The 17,679-nt window shown below is 36.7% G+C and carries 16 protein-coding genes and 10 tRNA genes; 3 read left to right on the top strand and 23 right to left on the bottom strand.

Translation table 11 applies throughout. The features are described from left to right. Positions 1-124 precede the first annotated feature (124 nt). The gene (locus JR050_RS04895; protein ID WP_204202396.1) at positions 125-490 is read right to left on the bottom strand and encodes a hypothetical protein; all 366 of its coding nucleotides are present in this window, start codon (positions 488-490) and stop codon (positions 125-127) included. Between the two features lie 478 nt (positions 491-968). On the opposite strand from JR050_RS04895, the gene JR050_RS04890 reads away from it, so the two are divergent. Further along, entirely contained in the window at positions 969-3,128 is a 2,160-nt protein-coding gene (locus tag JR050_RS04890) for an MMPL family transporter (protein WP_204202395.1), read from the top strand. Between the two features lie 34 nt (positions 3,129-3,162). On the opposite strand, the gene JR050_RS04885 is transcribed toward JR050_RS04890, so the two are convergent. The 3 genes from JR050_RS04885 to JR050_RS04875 all read right to left on the bottom strand — a co-directional run bounded on the left by JR050_RS04885 (position 3,163) and on the right by JR050_RS04875 (position 4,931). Then, positions 3,163-3,723 (bottom strand): nitroreductase family protein, encoded by a 561-nt coding sequence (locus tag JR050_RS04885; protein WP_204202394.1) that lies wholly within the window; start codon positions 3,721-3,723, stop codon positions 3,163-3,165. Between the two features lie 126 nt (positions 3,724-3,849). Beyond that, complete coding sequence (hpf, locus tag JR050_RS04880; RefSeq protein ID WP_204202393.1) at positions 3,850-4,374, bottom strand: ribosome hibernation-promoting factor, HPF/YfiA family; 525 nt, start codon at positions 4,372-4,374, stop codon at positions 3,850-3,852. 32 nt (positions 4,375-4,406) lie between these two features. After that, positions 4,407-4,931 carry a DoxX family protein gene (locus tag JR050_RS04875; protein WP_204202392.1) on the bottom strand — a complete coding sequence of 175 codons (525 nt, stop codon included), beginning with the start codon at positions 4,929-4,931 and terminating at the stop codon, positions 4,407-4,409. A 265-nt stretch (positions 4,932-5,196) separates the two neighbouring features. Between JR050_RS04875 and JR050_RS04870 the strand changes: the two genes are divergently transcribed. Continuing rightward, positions 5,197-5,985 carry an HAD family hydrolase gene (locus tag JR050_RS04870; protein WP_204202391.1) on the top strand — a complete coding sequence of 263 codons (789 nt, stop codon included), beginning with the start codon at positions 5,197-5,199 and terminating at the stop codon, positions 5,983-5,985. A 25-nt stretch (positions 5,986-6,010) separates the two neighbouring features. On the opposite strand, the gene JR050_RS04865 is transcribed toward JR050_RS04870, so the two are convergent. The 7 genes from JR050_RS04865 to queG form a co-directional block, all read right to left on the bottom strand. Continuing rightward, positions 6,011-6,565 (bottom strand): DUF3231 family protein, encoded by a 555-nt coding sequence (locus tag JR050_RS04865; RefSeq protein WP_204202390.1) that lies wholly within the window; start codon positions 6,563-6,565, stop codon positions 6,011-6,013. A gap of 132 nt (positions 6,566-6,697) precedes the next feature. Beyond that, the gene (gene yhbH / locus JR050_RS04860) at positions 6,698-7,870 is read right to left on the bottom strand and encodes a sporulation protein YhbH (RefSeq protein ID WP_204202474.1); all 1,173 of its coding nucleotides are present in this window, start codon (positions 7,868-7,870) and stop codon (positions 6,698-6,700) included. Between the two features lie 364 nt (positions 7,871-8,234). After that, positions 8,235-8,414 (bottom strand): hypothetical protein, encoded by a 180-nt coding sequence (locus JR050_RS04855; protein WP_204202389.1) that lies wholly within the window; start codon positions 8,412-8,414, stop codon positions 8,235-8,237. An 88-nt stretch (positions 8,415-8,502) separates the two neighbouring features. Continuing rightward, complete coding sequence (locus JR050_RS04850; RefSeq protein ID WP_204202388.1) at positions 8,503-10,398, bottom strand: PrkA family serine protein kinase; 1,896 nt, start codon at positions 10,396-10,398, stop codon at positions 8,503-8,505. Positions 10,399-10,920: 522 nt separating this feature from the next. Continuing rightward, complete coding sequence (trmL, locus tag JR050_RS04845; protein WP_204202387.1) at positions 10,921-11,394, bottom strand: tRNA (uridine(34)/cytosine(34)/5-carboxymethylaminomethyluridine(34)-2'-O)-methyltransferase TrmL; 474 nt, start codon at positions 11,392-11,394, stop codon at positions 10,921-10,923. Between the two features lie 75 nt (positions 11,395-11,469). Continuing rightward, positions 11,470-12,342: an amidase domain-containing protein gene (locus JR050_RS04840; protein ID WP_346726711.1), complete on the bottom strand. Its 873-nt coding sequence runs from the start codon at positions 12,340-12,342 to the stop codon at positions 11,470-11,472. Positions 12,343-12,414: 72 nt separating this feature from the next. Further along, on the bottom strand, positions 12,415-13,548 hold the full coding sequence (gene queG, locus JR050_RS04835) for a tRNA epoxyqueuosine(34) reductase QueG (RefSeq protein ID WP_204202385.1): 1,134 nt from the start codon (positions 13,546-13,548) through the stop codon (positions 12,415-12,417). A 93-nt stretch (positions 13,549-13,641) separates the two neighbouring features. On the opposite strand from queG, the gene JR050_RS04830 reads away from it, so the two are divergent. Beyond that, a complete protein-coding gene (locus tag JR050_RS04830) occupies positions 13,642-14,313 on the top strand; it encodes a B3/B4 domain-containing protein (protein ID WP_204202384.1) in 672 nt (223 codons plus the stop codon). A 98-nt stretch (positions 14,314-14,411) separates the two neighbouring features. Here the strand turns inward: JR050_RS04830 and JR050_RS04825 are convergent, their stop codons facing one another. The 12 genes from JR050_RS04825 to JR050_RS04770 all read right to left on the bottom strand — a co-directional run bounded on the left by JR050_RS04825 (position 14,412) and on the right by JR050_RS04770 (position 17,661). Next, positions 14,412-15,257, bottom strand: a complete 846-nt coding sequence (locus JR050_RS04825) for a zf-HC2 domain-containing protein (protein ID WP_204202383.1) — start codon at positions 15,255-15,257, stop codon at positions 14,412-14,414. After that, positions 15,250-15,732 (bottom strand): RNA polymerase sigma factor, encoded by a 483-nt coding sequence (locus JR050_RS04820; RefSeq protein ID WP_204202382.1) that lies wholly within the window; start codon positions 15,730-15,732, stop codon positions 15,250-15,252. The genes JR050_RS04825 and JR050_RS04820 overlap by 8 nt, the downstream gene beginning before the upstream one ends. A gap of 723 nt (positions 15,733-16,455) precedes the next feature. After that, positions 16,456-16,529 (bottom strand) — tRNA-Gly (locus JR050_RS04815). A gap of 66 nt (positions 16,530-16,595) precedes the next feature. Beyond that, positions 16,596-16,676, bottom strand: a tRNA-Leu gene (locus tag JR050_RS04810). A 7-nt stretch (positions 16,677-16,683) separates the two neighbouring features. Then, a tRNA-Cys gene (locus JR050_RS04805) sits at positions 16,684-16,757 on the bottom strand. A 2-nt stretch (positions 16,758-16,759) separates the two neighbouring features. Next, positions 16,760-16,834: transfer RNA gene (locus tag JR050_RS04800), tRNA-Gly, on the bottom strand. A 58-nt stretch (positions 16,835-16,892) separates the two neighbouring features. After that, a tRNA-His gene (locus JR050_RS04795) sits at positions 16,893-16,968 on the bottom strand. Between the two features lie 15 nt (positions 16,969-16,983). Next, positions 16,984-17,057, bottom strand: a tRNA-Trp gene (locus JR050_RS04790). A gap of 14 nt (positions 17,058-17,071) precedes the next feature. After that, a tRNA-Tyr gene (locus JR050_RS04785) sits at positions 17,072-17,156 on the bottom strand. A 37-nt stretch (positions 17,157-17,193) separates the two neighbouring features. Beyond that, positions 17,194-17,269 (bottom strand) — tRNA-Thr (locus JR050_RS04780). Positions 17,270-17,406: 137 nt separating this feature from the next. Continuing rightward, positions 17,407-17,482, bottom strand: a tRNA-Phe gene (locus JR050_RS04775). Between the two features lie 103 nt (positions 17,483-17,585). Further along, a tRNA-Asp gene (locus JR050_RS04770) sits at positions 17,586-17,661 on the bottom strand. Positions 17,662-17,679 lie beyond the last annotated feature (18 nt).

The raw sequence follows: 17,679 nt of genomic DNA, 5'->3' as shown, positions 1-17,679 counted from the left end.
ATTTTCATTAATCATTGTTGCCACAATCTCAATTGTGATTGTAACTGAAGTTCATTCAACAGAAGACTAAACAGAAAAACTCGGGTAATTTGTAACTACCCGAGTTTTTACTTTATAATTATATTTACTTAAATAATTTAATCGCTTTATTCATAACTTTTTTATCTTTAGTTGATATCTTTTTAGGGTGAATTGGCTTATCTACATTAGCCGTATCATTTTCTTCAATTGAGACAATTTGAAGAAAGAATGGATCTGTCTTTTTATCTCCACCTAAATATCCCTTTAGTATTTTCATTTTGGCTGTATTTCCAGTGATTTCGCCAGCATAATCCCAAGCGATTTCATTATTATACTTAGAATCCATTTTCTCTTTAAGAGCTAATACTTCAGAGATTGCATCCTCTGCACTTCGAAAATACGTATCTCTCTTTAAACCTCTTTTTCTGAAGCCATCTCCTGCTCTTGCTTGGTAAATTACATTTGTCATAAACGGTCATCCTTTCTGTGTCGATCTCATATATCTACCGATGAGCCTACACTAAAAGACCCAAAGGGACTTCCCTTCCCTTACTAGTATACCCTATCTTTCCAATATCTACCTCACTTTTGCTGAATTCTCAAAAATAAATTAGGATATACAGTTAAATAGTTGAGAAACTATGGTTATGAATGGTAATTTAGACAATATAATCAAAGTGACTGTTTCATTTGACTTTTAAAACAGGTAGCTCACCAATGCAGATAAACAGTTTCCTGCAGAAAGCTTGCATTATCCAGCCGATATGCACAGCTTATGATTTTTTTACGAATTCTTACCTTACACAAGTACAACAAGTGACCTTCGTCAAGATGGTACCTTAAAGCATAATCATTGAAAGCAGCATACATAACGAAATTCATCCATACCAAAACAGTCTGAAATAATGATTTAGTTACTTACAATAAATCATCTTCCTGGAGGTAATATGAACAAATTTAGTACATTCATCTTTACGTATAGAAAATTCATTATCATTAGCTGGATCATAACTATCTTACTTTTTAGCTATTTTGCTTTTAAACTTCCTTCTGTTTTAAGCGGGAATGGCTTTATTTATGATGGCGAATACATAAAGACAGAAGAAATTTTAGAAAAGGAATTTGGACACTCCCCTTCAACTATTCTACTCATCTTCGAGAGAAAAAAGAACGTCGATGATACAAGTTGGAAATCTTATATTGAAAATTCAATTGATAATTTGTATGAAGTAGAAGATTTAGTTGAAGTAATAAGCCCTTTTGACCGTAAGGGAATGATGAAGGAAACTATTGCATACGGTGTGCTTTCTTTTGACAAACCTTCCGATAAGATGGGTGATACGGTTTCTAACATTCGTGAAAAGTTAAAGAACGAAAATGGAATGAATGTAAATATTACAGGAGAACCAGTAATCGTAAAAGACTTAAACGAAGCAAGTCAAAAGGATTTAGCAAAAGCAGAGATGATTGGACTTCCAATTGCCTTACTAGTTTTACTATTGTCTTTTGGAAGTCTCGTAGCAGCCAGTATTCCATTACTGATTGGTGTAGTTTCGATCATTATTACGATGGGGATTGTCTACTTTTTCCATTATTCTTTTGATTTATCAATTTTTATTCTTAATATTGTGCCGATGATTGGGCTCGCTTTAAGCATTGACTTTGCATTATTGTTTATTAACCGATTTAAAGAGGAAATCAAGGAAAAGTCAACTCAAGACGCAATAATGACGACTATTGCAACTGCTGGAAGATCGGTTGTATTTTCAGGATTATGTGTGTTTATTGGATTGTTAGGGTTAATGTTTATTCAGATTGATATTTTTCAAAATGTTGCAATCGGTGGTATGACAGTTGTCTTGGTATCCGCATTTTGTGCAGTTACCTTTTTACCTGCCATACTCAGTGTACTTGGACATAACATTAACAAAGTTACCATACTAAAGGAAAAAGGAAATGAACATGGAATATGGAGCGGTTTTGCGAAGTTTGTGATGAAACGACCTGTAATCATGTTAATTGTCGCTCTCACAATCTTAATAACAGGACTAATACCTGTTAAAGACATGAACCTTGTCATTCCAGGTACAGATTCCCTTCCTACCAGCTACGAATCCAGAGTTGCATTTGAACGTTTTCAAGATGAATTTGTAGACCCGGAAAAGGAAGATGAAAACAAAGTAATGCTAGTATTAGAAACAAACGGAGATGTCATTAATGAAGAGAATCTAACATTACTAAAAACCACAATTGATACAATTAATAAAGACAGTCTTGTCGCGACAATTGATTCACCTTTCTCATTAACAGGCATCACGGACCCAGCAATGTTTTATCAGCTTGTTAGCACCAACCCGTCACCTGAGATTGCACCTGTGCTTCAGTATTATATTAATGAAAATAAAATGCTTACTGAAGTGTATTTAAATAAAGATATAAAGAGGCATGAGGCACAGGATTGGGTACGAGAATGGTCTGAAAAGGAGCTGGAAGTAGAAGCAAACTTTGGTGGATTTGCAAAATTTGAGCAGGAATTATTTGATGAAATTTTTAAAAAGGCTCCTTATGGATTAGCATTAGTTCTACTTTCTACCTTTTTTATATTAATGATTGCGTTCAGGTCTCTTCTCATTCCACTAAAAGCAATTATTATGAATATGCTTAGCTTGTCAGCAACTTTTGGAATTATCGTGTGGATTTTTCAGGAGGGCCATTTCGGGTTAGAGCCTGTGGCTATCGCCTTGGTATTACCTGTGTTTGTGTTTAGCTTAGTATTCGGCCTTAGCATGGATTATGAAGTCTTTCTTATCTCTCGAATACATGAGGAATACATGGTAACAAGAGATAACAATGCAGCTACACTTCACGGATTAATCTCAACAAGTAAAATCATTACATCCGCAGCTGCCATCATGATTGTTATCACAGGCGCCTTTGCCTTTACAGGTGTTATGCCCGTGAAACAAATGGGAGTTGGTATTGCATTAGCTATTTTCATTGATGCAACTATCGTTCGTATGGTGTTAGTGCCTTCACTGATGAAATTACTCGGAGATTGGAACTGGTGGTTTTTTGGACAAAACAAAGTAAGTAAAAATCATGAATAAAGGCAGGAGTTGTTAGTAACTCCTGCCTTCTTCTTTATCTATATTCGCCTTCAAAGATCGTTTCCTTTAATGGGCGTCGGCTTGAAGGATATTCTCGCGCACGTAAATTTTCGGGCAATGCAACCTTATCTCCTTGATATCCAATTGCAATGGCAATTTGAACATCAAAATTGTTTGGAATATTTAATACTTTACGAGCTTTCTCCTTATCTATTCCACCCATTGCATGTGAAATTAACCCCTCTTTTGTAGCTTGTAATGCTAAATATCCCCATGCAGTTCCAGCATCAAATACGTGTGCTCCACTCTCTTTATCAGAAATGAGTACAGCGATTACGGGTGCTTTTTCACACCAAATGAGATTTCCTTCCAAAATGAATGAATGAAACCTTTCTAGATCTTCCTTCTTTTGAGCAATAATAAAACGCCATGGTTGAAGGTTATTGGCAGAAGGTGCAAAGCGTGCTGCCTCGAATATACGCATTAACACTTCTTCAGGTACTTCTTTTTTCGAGAAAGAACGAGGCGACCACCGATTGATAAATACCGGGTCTATGTCATGTTCTTTTTTACGAAATTGCTCTACCTCTATCACCTAAAATTACCACCTTTTAGAACGAATTTAACTTTCCATAGCATTTTATATGATTCGAATGTTAAAAATCAAGAAAGTAGATTTGTATTTAAAAAAGACCCTACTAGTAGCAGAGTCTCTCCCTTGCTAGATTGAAGATGCTTCAATCACTCCATATTCACCTTTATTTCTTATATACACAACGCCCATTTCGTTCGTATCTTCGTTTTTGAAAACGTAGAAGGTATGTTCCAGTAAGTTCATCTGCAGAATAGCTTCTTCTTGACTCATCGGTTTTACATCAAACCTTTTCACTCTTACAACTTGGTAATCTTCTTCTATTTCTGCCTCTACTATTTCAGGTATAATTTTTACACGCTTTCCGTGATTTAACTTCGTTTTGAGTTTTCTAATTTTGCGCTTTAATTTTTCCTGGGCCATATCAATAGATTTGTACATATCATCAGAGCTTTCTTCTACACGAATAGTATATTCCCCAATATGAATCGTTGTTTCGACTATATGATTGTATTTGATTACCGATAATTTGAATTGAGCACTCGGTTTGGCTGAATGATCTAGTAAGTGCTCAATTCGTTCGATTCTTTGTTCCACATACTCTCTAATTGCTTCTGTTACGTCTAATTGTTTACCATGTATGTCAATTCTCATCCTTATAGCCTCCTTGTACTCATTCACATTAATCAGTTTGTATGTGCCGGTTTATGATGATTTTCTGGTTTATCATTAATAGTTGCTGCTTTCATGTTTTTTAAGTTGTTTAAATATGGAACTGCCAATCTGTCAAGACCGTAGAAGTAAGTTGCTGTTCCCAGCATCAATAGTATTACTGTTACAGTATATAAAATTGGGTTTGTGCTTACTGTTCCTGCTAGTAAGAAGTTTAAGTTCATGAATGCCCCAGCCAGTAATGCTGGCACAGTGGCAAGCCCAACAATTAGTCCTACTCCTACTAGTACTTCTCCCCACGGTATTAAGAAATTTATAATTTCAACATTTGGCAATGCTACTTCTTTAAGAAATGTTGCATACCATCCTTGTACAGCTGGATGATCTCCTGTTGCTTTTCCGATTGCCCCGTGTAAGAATCCTTCAGCATCAAAGCCACCGGTTACTTTCCCCCACCCTGCATGTAACCATTGATATCCTAACCAAATTCTAGCGACTGTCCAAACTATATTCATTATCGGTCCTTTTAACCATCTCATTATGGTCATCTCCTTTATGAATGTTTTCACAATATAGTTTAAAAAATTTTAGATAGTAAGCTAGCTAGCTTTTCTAGAAAGTTTGTGAAGTCCTTCACTTACTTTCTACACTTTTAATTTACTCCTATTTCGTTAATAATACAATACAGTTCACACACAGTTCATAATAACGATTTTATTTAGTAAAATGTGATAAATCTCACTGAAAGAATAACAGTAATGAAAGATGTATAATAAAAGAAATACGAAAAAGGAGTCGTTTTATTTGAGTGAATATAAAATAGTGTTTCTAGATATAGACGGAACAATTTTAAGACCTGACCATACAATTGAGAGCTCTACAAAAAGTGCTATTTCCCAACTTCAAGCAAAAGGGATTGAAGTTATTCTTGCAACGGGAAGACCTTTGCATGAAATAGATGAGTTAGCAAAGGAATTGTCAATTACTTCATTTATTGCCTATAACGGGGCATACGGAATATATAAAAATGAGGACATTGTGAAAGAAACGATGAATGATTACGATGTGAAGAGGTTTTTACAAATTGCTGAAGAAAATGATCATACTCTTGTCTTTTATACAAATAAGATGAATGCATTTACATCAATGGAACCACCTATTGTCAAAACGTTCATTAACACGTTTGATTTACGTAAAAATACCCTCTTTGATCCTTCCTTGAATAATGACGTGTTAGGTTTGACAATCATTACAAAAGAGGAAAATGCTTATACATATTATGAAGAATTCGAAGAAATACATTACACCACCGTGAATGTCAGTGGCTTAACTACCTGCCTTGATGTGATACGAGATCGTGTCAATAAGGGAATGGCAGTTGAAGCATTAATTAAAAAGTTAGGGATACCGAAAGAAAGCACAATTGCATTTGGAGACGGAATGAATGATAAAGAAATGCTTTCTACAGTTGGAGAAGGCTTTGCGATGGGGAATGCACACCATGAACTATTTCAGTATGCTAAACACAAAACAACAGACGTTGAACATTCGGGTATTTTTAACGGTCTAAAAAGATTAGGATTAGTAGAATAATAAAAGAGAGGATCTCCTCTCTTTTTTATTTAGTTGGAGAACCAGGCGGATAATAGTATGGTGGTACCTTAATCCACCCTCTTTTTCTCATGAGGATTTTTAAAGTTTGACCGAATGATACCCATTCGGTATAAAATTCATACCATATCACGCCAATATCTGTTCGAATTGCATCTGATTGTCCTTTTGCACAAGCAATCATTGCAGTAACTAATTTAAATGCGATTCCATTTGTAATTTCATCATCGGTTAATTTTACACCAAGAGGAATTTCATTTGGTACAGATTCTGGCTTGGAAGAAGTTACATCAGGTAGCAGAATTCCTTCTTCCTTCATAAATTGAGTTAACTTTTGTAATTGCGATTCACACACTTTAACAATATCAATTAACAACTCTCTCACTTCATCATCGGTTGTTGTATTTAATCCAATTTCTTCATAACGGATAAATTCCTCGATTAATGTAACATACTTCCAGCAGTCACCCACTTCAATTATATGTAATGGTGTCTTGGGCTCATTTGTTTTATCAATAGATGCCTTTAACGTATTCCAAGCAGCTTCAAATGGATTTGACAAGTTGCACCTCCTTTTTTTCTAGTATTTGTAAATCGGAATTATTCATGTATATATTTATTTTTGAAATAACACACATTCGTTTATTAAGCGAATATAGTACGAATGTAAAAAAAGGTCAGCAAGAGCCGACCTTTATGCAAACTTCTTGCTTTCTTCTTCCTTTTTAAAGAAGTTTTTCATCGCATGGAATACATCAGATTTTTGCTTGAGGATAAAGTGGTGGAATTTTTCATCTTGGATATTCTTATAGGCGGACATAAGCGTTGAATGGCGGTTGTATTGATTTACTTCCCCATACCCAAACATGTTCGATACCTTCATCAATTCCTCCACAAGCTTTACACAACGTGCATTGTCAGAAGTTAAGTTGTCACCATCTGAGAAATGAAAAGGATATATATTATAACGAGTAGGATTATACTTTGTATCAATTAACTCCAGTGATTTTTTATAAGCAGATGAACAAATCGTCCCCCCGCTTTCTCCTTTTGAGAAAAAGTCCTGCTCCGATACAACTTTTGCTTCTGTATGATGAGCAATAAATTCAATCTCAACGGTTTCATATTTTGTTCGCAGGAAGCGTGTCATCCAGAAAAAGAAACTTCTTGCCATATACTTTTCCCATATTCCCATTGAACCACTTGTGTCCATCATAGCTAGAACTACTGCTTTTGAATCGGGTCTTGTTACTTCATTCCATGTTTTAAACTTAAGATCTTCTGGATAAATCGGATGAAACTTCGCTTCTCCACTTAGTGCATTTCGTTTAAATGCTGTCATCATTGTTTTCTTTTTATCAATGTTACCCATGAGTCCAATCTTTCGGATGTCATTAAATTCAATGTGCTCTACAATGTTTTCATCTTGTTCTTTTCGTTTTAAATTGGGAAGTGCCAATTGATTGAATAGAGCCTCTTCAAGTTCCATTAATGACACTTCAGCTTCATAGTAATCTTCACCTGCTTGGTCACCGGCTCCTTGCCCTTTTCCCGGACCTTGTTGAGGTTTCCCCGAACCATCCCTAGCAACAACATCTCCTACTTTACTATCGCCGTTTCCTTGGCCAACATGTTTGTTTTTATCATAGTTATAGCGAATCTTATACTCATCTAGAGAACGAATTGGGATTTTAATAACGTCCCTACCATTTGACATAATAATACTTTCTTCTGTCACTAGATCAGGTAAATTGCTTTTGATCGCCTCTTGTACTTTTTCCTTATGTCGTTGTTGATCATCATGTCCTTTACGGTGGAGGGACCAATCTTCTCTTGAAATCGCAAAGTTGTTTTTACTATCTTTCATTTCCACTGTTTCCCCTCCTAAAAGTTATTCTCACCTTTTCCTTCCCTGCTTGATTATAATAGCGATACGTGTAGAAAAGTTGATTATTCTATACTATGCAGAAGGTACGTATAATTGACAAATTATTGCGACAATTATGCATTGTACTTTAAAAATAGACAAGTTTCTCGTGCATTTAAAGTTTAACTTTACTATATGATGAACTTTCTAAAATAGAAGGTGAAATAGGAAACATCACAAGTTCGTAATGTGTGTTACATGATATTAATCAAACGTTTGTTTAAGGTGTAACGTTTATACCAGGCTGCTGTTTTTTCCCGTCCTCAACCTTCTCCCTTTAAAGTGTTAAAGTGAAGTAAAATCCCTACTTTGAGGGATCGGTTTCTCCATACTGCTTTGGATCTGGGTGCTGCTTTTCCTTTTCTAGTTCTGTATTGGTAATCATATTTTCCATTATTTTTGAGTGTTTTATCAAATCCTGCTCGTCTTTTACCATCGAGCTGTTTTCTGGCATATCTCTTCGGCTTTGTTCATTTAAATTCATGACTATCACCTCTTGTCTTTCTTTACCCGGGCTCGTCCGTGATTAAACATCCAAAAAGGAGTATGTCAAAAGGACATACTCCTTTTTTCTATCTATTCAAAAGACTTCCAACATATCGTAACAGTTCGTTTGCGGATGAAGAATTGTAACCATGCTCTTCAATCAATCTTGCTACTACTTCATTAATTTTCTTCAGTTGTACTTCATCAGGTGTTTTAGAGGAAGTTGTAATTTTCACGACATCCTTTAGGTCTGCAAAAAGCTTCTTTTGTATCGCTTCACGTAAGCGTTCGTGTGAGTTGTAGTCGAAGCGTTGACCTTTTCTTGCATATGCTGATATTCGAATTAATATTTCTTCACGAAATGCTTTCTTTGCATTCTCTGAAATTCCGATTTGTTCTTCTATTGATCTCATTAACTTATCATCTGGGTTCATTTCTTCCCCTGTTAACGGATCACGAAGCTTATTTTTATTACAATATGCTTCAACATTGTCTAGATAGTTATCCATAAGTGTTTTTGCAGACTCTTCATAGGAATACACGAATGCCTTCTGCACTTCTTTTTTCGCGATATCATCATACTCACGACGAGCAACAGATATAAAATTCATATAACGTTCGCGATCTTCAGCTGAGATGGAAGCGTGCTGAGCTAAACCGTCCTTTAGAGAACGTAAAACGTCTAGCGCATTAATTGAAGGTGTTTCTTTTCGAATAATTGCAGATGATATTCGGTTAATGACATAACGAGGGTCAATTCCGTTCATCCCTTCATCTGGATATTCCTTCTTCATTTCCTCCACATCAACAGTATTAAAACCTTCAACAGACTCACCATCATACAATCTCATTTTCTTCACAAGATCTACATCGCCCTTTTTCGGCTCTTTTAATCTTGTTAAGATTGTGAACATTGCAGCCACGCGTAATGTGTGGGGGGCAATATGAACATCTGAGACATCACTTTCACTTATCATCTTGGCATAAATTCTTTCCTCTTCTGATACCTTCAAGTTATATGGAACCGGCATGACGATAATTCTTGAGTGTAGCGCTTCATTTTTCTTGTTAGAAATAAAAGAACGATACTCCGCTTCGTTCGTGTGAGCGACAATTAGCTCATCTGCTGAAATCAACGCAAAACGACCTGCTTTAAAATTTCCTTCTTGAGTAAGAGATAATAAGTGCCATAGGAATTTTTCGTCACATTTTAACATCTCTTGAAATTCCATCATTCCACGGTTTGCTTTATTTAACTCACCATCAAAACGATACGCACGTGGATCAGACTCAGAACCATACTCTGCAATTGTCGAAAAGTCGATACTACCTGTTAAATCGGCAATATCTTGTGATTTTGGATCAGAAGGACTGAATGTACCAATTCCAACTCGACGGTCTTCCGATAAGAAGATTCTTTCGACTATTACGTCCTCAATTCGTCCACCATATTCTTGTTCTAGTCTCATTAAATTTAATGGAGACAAGTTACCTTCAATTTTAACACCATATTCTTTAAAGAAATCATCACGTAAATGATGTGGAATCATATGAAGAGGATCTTCGTGCATGGGGCAGCCTTTGATAGCATAAACAGCTCCCTGGTCTGTTCTTGTATATTGTTCTAAACCACGTTTTAGCATTGCAACAAGTGTTGATTTACCGCCACTAACAGGACCCATTAACAATAAAATACGTTTTCTTACATCTAAACGCTTTGCAGACGGGTGAAAATATTCCTCCACTAATCTCTCTAGTGATTCTTCGAGTCCAAACATTTGCTTACTAAAGAAGTTATATTTTTTACGACCATCTACTTCATCAATACCTGCATCCTTGATCATATTATAAACTCTCGAATGAGCAGACTGTGCCACATGTGGGCGTCCTCTCAAAATTTCTAGATAATCAGCGAAGGTACCTTCCCATTTTAAACTCTCTTCTTCTTCACGATGTTGTTCTATTTTCCTTAAAATATCCATAAGGACCTCCTTCAAGTTGATGATGAAGCTTGAGATTATTACAATCTATGCTGAGCCGTCCATTATCATTCTTAAGGATATAAATTAAAGAAGCTGGTACAAGTTGAAGATGAGCCTTCTGTTCTTACTAACATAGATGTGTCCCCATCAGTCTTTTCCGCATTTATACTCGAGGTGCAAGCCTAAGACGTCGCGGATTTTAGCAGAGCATCCTTATGCACAGTCTAATCCTAATACTACTCAACCATTCCCTTAATGTTCATTAATAATTCTTCATTACAACCTTATGAAAAATAAATGTTTATTTTTTGTCACACTTTCGATTCCCTTAACTTGTCAACTTCGCTATAATAGATGTATGTTTTCGGGAATACTAGTCTCTAAAGGAGGTTATTATAGTGGGTTTAATTTTAATTCTAGGTGTTAGCCTTGCATTTTTAACAGCTATTTTCAGTGCTGGATACAATTCAAAACCAGGAATCAAAAAATAAAAACGACCATTTTTGGTCGTTTTTTCGTTTATTATGATAATCCTGGATAGTTCTGTTGTCTTAACGCTTCGTAAATCAAGATCGCAGCAGTATTCGAGACGTTCAGTGAACGTACATTGTCGTTCATCGGAATTCGTAGGCAGCGCTCTATATTGTCTTCAATAACGTCCATCGGAAGACCTTTTGTCTCTCTTCCAAATACAAAAAAGACATCCTTACTTGAATCACTATAATCAAAAGACGTATGTGGTTTCTTTCCATGCTTTGTTAAGAAATAAAATTCTCCCTCTGGATATTTATCAAATAACTCCTGCAAGGAATCATAATATAACACAGTTACGTATTGCCAATAATCTAAACCTGCACGCTTTAACATTTTATCATCTGTAGAAAAACCAAGTGGACGAATTAAATGTAGCGTTGTATCCGTTGCAGCACAGCTTCGTGCAACATTACCCGTGTTCGCAGGGATCTCCGGCTGAAACATAACGACATGTAATCCCATTTCTTTTCACCTCATTTAACCATTAACTAGAGGCTATTATAACATTTTTCGGATGAGCATGTGAAATGTGACCTTTTAACTATCCACAATGTGAAAAAACTTATATTTAATGTTTGGCGTGTAGGCAGTTGAATCCTCATAAGACCAATATCTCATTCGGCTATTCGTTGTATGTGCATTGACTAACGGCATCCCATTTGCATCTTTTGCAACAACGATTGTGTTATGATTATATCTTCCATCGCCTTCAAAGTCGTAACAAATAACATCCCCTGGTATTAACTCACTTGCACTTCTTTTTTCAACGGTACGAAGTCCCGATTTTGAGTTAGAAAGATACAATCTAAGGGAATTAGCAACAGACCAGCTATAGCTCCACGAGTTATTTTGCATCCACCAGCCCTTGCTTCTATTCGGGTATCCTGTCATTGGAGCCCCACCCGCACGCAGACATTGAGAGATAAAATTTGTACAATCATTTTCAAACTTTTTATACTTTGGATTATAATCATTCCACCATTGTTCAGCGTAACGGACGGCCGCTCTACGATCATAAACAAATCTAACATCTCTCGTTTCATCATGACTCAGTTGAAGTTCTGCTGGAATTTCCTCATCCACTACTTGTGAAAGTAAGATATCACTCATTACCTTTGCGTTTTGAATAGTTGCTTTACGTGTTTCTTCACATTCCTCTACATAAATTCTTTCACCATGCTTTACGAGGTCATTCATTTGAACTGTGTAATATACATGTATTTCTTCGCCAAGTTCTTCTATATTTGTAATCTGAGTAATCGCCTTACTTTTAATGATTTGTGCATTTCTTGCATCGTTTAGCGCATTCTTTTTTCTTGTTTCCTCCAAAATTGGATTCGACTTTTGTATGCGTTGACCCACGTGTGCACTTACTCGTTCAGAAACGTGTTTTTCTAGAATTTTCTTGATGTTCATACTCATCCTCCCATACATATTCATCTATTTTAATACGTATGAGACGCTTCAAGGATTATGAACGAATTACATATTTAGAAGCTTTAACCCTTTTTCTATTTCTTTTAATACTTCGCCATCTGTTTCTTTCTCTTTAGCAACGAGTAATGTTTGTACACTTTCTTGTTTGCCAATTTTTCCAATGGCCCATGCAGCTGTTCCTCTAATTACCGGACGGCTGTCTTTAAATAGGATAGTTTGAAGTTCCGGTAAAGCTGATTCATCTTTGTAGTGAGCCAATGCCAATATAGCATTTCGTTGAATTGGTTTTTTTCCTCTCCACGAACCAGACATGGGACCAAACTTTTCTTTCCACTCTTTATTAGAAATCGTTAATAATGGTTTTAATAGAGGTTTAACAAGTTCAGGGTCCGGCTCCATTTCTTCATGAAGATGAAAATCCATTCCTTTATTTTTTGGACAAACGAGCTGACACGTGTCACAGCCGTATAAACGGTTTCCGATCTTCTCACGGTACTCGTCTGCTAAAAAGCCTTTTGTTTGTGTTAAAAAGGCGATACATTTATTCGAATCTAGCTGTCCACCTTGAACAATTGCCCCAGTTGGACATGCATCAATACACTTCGTACATGAACCACATTGGTCCTCTATTGGAGTAGACGGTTCAAACGGGATATTCGTAATCATCTCACCTAAATAAACGTAAGAACCAAACTCTGGCGTAATGATGGAACAGTTTTTACCGCTCCAACCAATTCCAGCACGTTCTGCAACTGCACGATCTGATAATTCACCTGTATCAACCATTGATTTTACTTTTACAGCTGGAACTCGCTCGATTAAAAATGCTTCTAACTTGTTCAAACGATCACGAAGTACATCATGATAATCCTGCCCCCAAGACGCTCTAGCAAAAAGACCACGTCGCTCCGTACGCGTACTTCTAGGAGCATCCTTGAGCTTGGAAGGATATGCAAGCGCAATAGCAATAATCGATTTTGCTTTTGGAAGTATTAGACCAGGATTTACTCTTTTCTCAATGTCCGGCTCTTCAAATCCTGATTGGTAGCCTAATTCCTGTTGTTTCACCAATCGATCTTTTAACTCCTCAAATGGAGAGGCACTCGCAAAACCGATCTTATCGATTCCGATTTCCTTACTATATTCAATTAACTCTTTTTGCAAAGCTTGGATATCCATAATACTCCTCCTTTCTTGCTAACTTGTCTGCTTAAATATATATTGATAGTATCATAACAATCCGCCATCACACTAGAAGGAGGTTATTTACAATTGAAGGTTACGATTGATCCATCAGTGCTCAGTAAAGTTCCTGATTTTAAAATTGGTGTCATAATTTATGAAGATATTACTGTTTCCTCTTCTCCTCAAATGATCAAAGGAAGATTTCAATTATATCAAGAATCGATTTCGTTTGATTTAGAGGAACGTCCACTGAGTGATTATAAAGGAGTAAAGGAATGGCGAAGCGTTTTTAAGAAACTCGGTATGGATCCGAGTAAATACCGTCCTTCTCATGAGGCACTAGTAAGAAGAATAGCCAAAAAAGATTTCCTTGTTACAATTCATTCTGCAGCTGATATAAACAATTTCTTTTCTTTGCAATATGGGATCCCAATTGGCATTTATGATAAGGAAAAGATAAACGGAGACATTGTGATAAAGCTTGGGCAAGAGAATGAACAGTATGAGGGACTAAATAACCGAAATATTGATGCAAATCAAAAGTTAATTAGTTTGGATAATAGTGGTCCGTTTGGGAGTCCTTTCGTTGATTCAAGAAGGACTGCTGTAACTGAACAGACAACCTCAGCTATTCAAATTGCATATTTGCAACCTTCTATGACTTCTAAAGAAGAAATGATCGCCTTATTACAAGCTATGAGTAAAATGTTTACCCAAGTGAATGGTGGGACAGCAAGTCATAAAATAGTGAGTACATAAAAAATAGACTGCCCATTGCCTGCATCTCCTGTAATAACAGTACCTATTATTCATTAGAAATAATGCGTTAATCTCATTTGCAAGATTAACGCATTTCTCTAAATTACACCTTGAAGCTGTCTGTTTTGCTTATTCATGAAAAACCAAACTGTACCAAGTACGATAAAAATCGTAAAGAACAAGATTGGAAGTTGAAAGAAGCTCCACGTTCTTGGTCCATAATACCTTAACTGATGGTATTTTTCGATTGTATTCTCATAAGTGCCTCTATATTCAAATTGAATAACCCATTCATCGTTTGCCATGACGACTGTTCCTAAATCATACCCACTTGGAGTGATAGTTGACTTATCTTTTATGACACCATTAGCTCCGATCACAGTTGTTGCTTTATTATAGTCAATAGGATACATAGTCGTAGGCATATTTCTCTCCGTATCAATTAGCTCATCCTCTACCTCTGCCGTAGGAAAAATTGCTAACATGTTTAGTTGTTTCTTGTATTTTTCAAAAACCTTAATTAATCCAGCTTCACCACTATCTACATGATTGAAAGCATCACTTATTATTGCCTCTTTTTCAAGTTCAATCACATCTATATAACGTTTATCTTCTTTAAACTCATTAAACTTTAGAATAGATGTAGATAATAAATAGATAGCTAACAACAAAGATCCGACCGCAATATATAATATTAGCTTCGTAAACTTCTTTTGCCCTTGAGAGAAAATCGATAAGTTTTTAAAAGGTTTCTTCTCATTTAACCTCTCTTCAATATGTACATCTTCCGGTAACTCTATTTCAGCCTTCATATCATTCAAGTAAATTTCACAAGATTCACACTGCGCAATATGTTCTTCTACAAACTTATTACTCTCATCACTAGTAACCTTTTCTATATAAGATGGAAGCAAATCTCGTATAATGTCACACTTTTTATTCATCTTTAGTTATTCCCCTTTCTCGTAACTTTGTTTTCGCCCGATAAAATGTAACCCTCGCCCAGTTCTCCGTTTTGAAATGGATATCTCCAATTTCTTTAAAACTCAGGCCACCTAGAATTCTTAGAAGTAACACCTCTTTATAAGGTTCCTCAAGCAAGTGGACTGTTCGATATAGTGCAATTTTATTCTCAGAATGAATGAACTCAGTCTCAGGAGACACAGAGGTTCTAGTATCCTGACTTAGCTCGTTCCTCCGTTTATGTTTCTCGATATACTTATAATAGGAATGCTTTGCAATCTGGCACAACCAAACTGACATTTTGCACTCGCCATTATACCGATCAATCGAATTCACAGCTTGATAGAACGTCTCTTGTGTTAACTCCTCTGCCAAATCTGCATCATGACATAAACACATTAAAAACTTAAAGACATCCTTCTCATACTTGATATAAATTTCGTGGAGATCTCCCAAGGCTTATCCTCCTTTCACATTATATATCCGAAATCGACGCAATTCGTTACAAGAAATGAGTAACTTTATTAAAATTGTTATTAGTTTAATAGACTTTATTTAAACGTGTAAATCCACATAGGACAATCAGGCTCCTCAACCTTTCAAGGCCTCTTCTCGCAAAACAAAAACACTCACAAAGTAAATATATCAACATTTGTGAGTGTTTTTCATTTGTTACTACTCGATACGATACCGGTGGTCGGGGTCGCAATAATGATATTTATACTAATTAAATCACTACAATAATTTATTTTATACTAAACTTTCTCGTTTCTAGTTCATCAACGATACGCAACAACAGTGCCTCTAACTCACTCTTTGTCTGAAAGGTATACGTATACCCAAAATTAGACTTACGTGTACCATCTTCTACCTTCCTTGGGAAACGTCTTAAGGCAGTACTTTTAACCAGTTTGTTTGGGACTTCTATTGAAACGGTAGCTTCTTCAACTAATGAAGGATGAATCCCATAATAGATCTTCTATTCTTAATGCTAATTCTTCTAAAGTACTAGAATACTCCGCTAGAAAACTAAATATACTAGATTTCACCTGTATAGCACTTCCTTTTATTATTGTTTATCATTATCTTATTAGATCAGTATAAGTAACAAATAAATTAAAAAACGCAATGCCACGTTTATTAGTAAACGAAACACTGCGTTGCAAATAAGGTTATGTATGGAGCGGGTGATGAGAATCGAACTCACAACATCAGCTTGGAAGGCTGAGGTTTTACCACTAAACTACACCCGCATGAAAAAAAGATAGATATTTGTCGAAGGTATTTTAAAAATAAAAACAGGATAACCTGTCTTTCAGTACCGGTGGTCGGGGTCGAACCGACACTCCAGAGGAACACGATTTTGAGTCGTGCGCGTCTGCCAATTCCGCCACACCGGCAAATTAATGGAGGCGGCAACCGGATTCGAACCGGTGGTAAAGGTTTTGCAGACCTCTGCCTTACCACTTGGCTATGCCGCCATTGGAGCGGAAGACGGGATTCGAACCCGCGACCCCCACCTTGGCAAGGTGGTGTTCTACCACTGAACTACTTCCGCAATCAATCAATGGGTAATGCTATTATATGCAACCACTAAGGTAAAGTTGATAAAAAAATGGGGCGACCGAGGGGAATCGAACCCCCGAATGTCGGAACCACAATCCGATGCGTTAACCACTTCGCCACGACCGCCATAAAAAATAAGATTGGCAGGGGTAGCAGGAATCGAACCCACACCAAAGGTTTTGGAGACCTTCGTTCTACCTTTAAACTATACCCCTATAAAAAAATATAATGGTGGAGGGGGACGGATTCGAACCGCCGAACCCTGAGGGAGCGGATTTACAGTCCGCCGCGTTTAGCCACTTCGCTACCCCTCCATTATATAATACATAACTCTTCTTACGAAAAAGATGCTGGTGCCGGCTAAAGGATTTGAACCCTCGACCTACTGATTACAAGTCAGTTGCTCTACCAACTGAGCTAAGCCGGCAAATATAAAACACTGCTACTAATAAAGTAATGTTCTAAACTTGTCGTCCCAATCTCAGAGAGATAATTCAGGATGACTTTCATTGGTATGCTATTGCGTAGCATTCCTACTTAGCTAAGCCACATTCAAAATCTAAATGGTGGCTCGGGACGGAATCGAACCGCCGACACAAGGATTTTCAGTCCTTTGCTCTACCGACTGAGCTACCGAGCCATTTGTTTGGCTTTCGATTAGCTTCAAAATCCTTCGTCAGTCTTGTTGATTCATATACTAACTTGAATTTCTAGCTTTCTCAAAACCTTAAGTATAAAAAATATGGCGGTCCCGACGGGAATCGAACCCGCGATCTCCTGCGTGACAGGCAGGCATGTTAACCGCTACACCACGGGACCATTTGGTTGCGGGGGCAG

Source organism: Bacillus suaedaesalsae (assembly GCF_016890225.1).
Classification (GTDB): domain Bacteria; phylum Bacillota; class Bacilli; order Bacillales; family SA4; genus Bacillus_BS; species Bacillus_BS suaedaesalsae.
The sequence above is the reverse complement of the archived record's forward strand: the minus strand, read 5'-3'. Positions and strand labels throughout refer to the sequence as shown.

Excerpts from the sequence above, each read along its gene's own strand:
- trmL (WP_204202387.1), bottom strand. The coding sequence starts at position 11,394 with ATGGGATTACATGTCGTTATGTTTCAGCCGGAGATCCCTGCGAACACG.
- JR050_RS04895 (WP_204202396.1), bottom strand. The coding sequence starts at position 490 with ATGACAAATGTAATTTACCAAGCAAGAGCAGGAGATGGCTTCAGAAAA.
- yhbH (WP_204202474.1), bottom strand. The coding sequence starts at position 7,870 with ATGAAAGATAGTAAAAACAACTTTGCGATTTCAAGAGAAGATTGGTCC.
- JR050_RS04875 (WP_204202392.1), bottom strand. The coding sequence starts at position 4,931 with ATGAGATGGTTAAAAGGACCGATAATGAATATAGTTTGGACAGTCGCT.
- queG (WP_204202385.1), bottom strand. The coding sequence starts at position 13,548 with ATGGATATCCAAGCTTTGCAAAAAGAGTTAATTGAATATAGTAAGGAA.
- hpf (WP_204202393.1), bottom strand. The coding sequence starts at position 4,374 with ATGAGAATTGACATACATGGTAAACAATTAGACGTAACAGAAGCAATT.
- JR050_RS04850 (WP_204202388.1), bottom strand. The coding sequence starts at position 10,398 with ATGGATATTTTAAGGAAAATAGAACAACATCGTGAAGAAGAAGAGAGT.
- JR050_RS04855 (WP_204202389.1), bottom strand. The coding sequence starts at position 8,414 with ATGAATTTAAATGAACAAAGCCGAAGAGATATGCCAGAAAACAGCTCG.
- JR050_RS04825 (WP_204202383.1), bottom strand. The coding sequence starts at position 15,257 with ATGAATAAAAAGTGTGACATTATACGAGATTTGCTTCCATCTTATATA.
- JR050_RS04890 (WP_204202395.1), top strand. The coding sequence starts at position 969 with ATGAACAAATTTAGTACATTCATCTTTACGTATAGAAAATTCATTATC.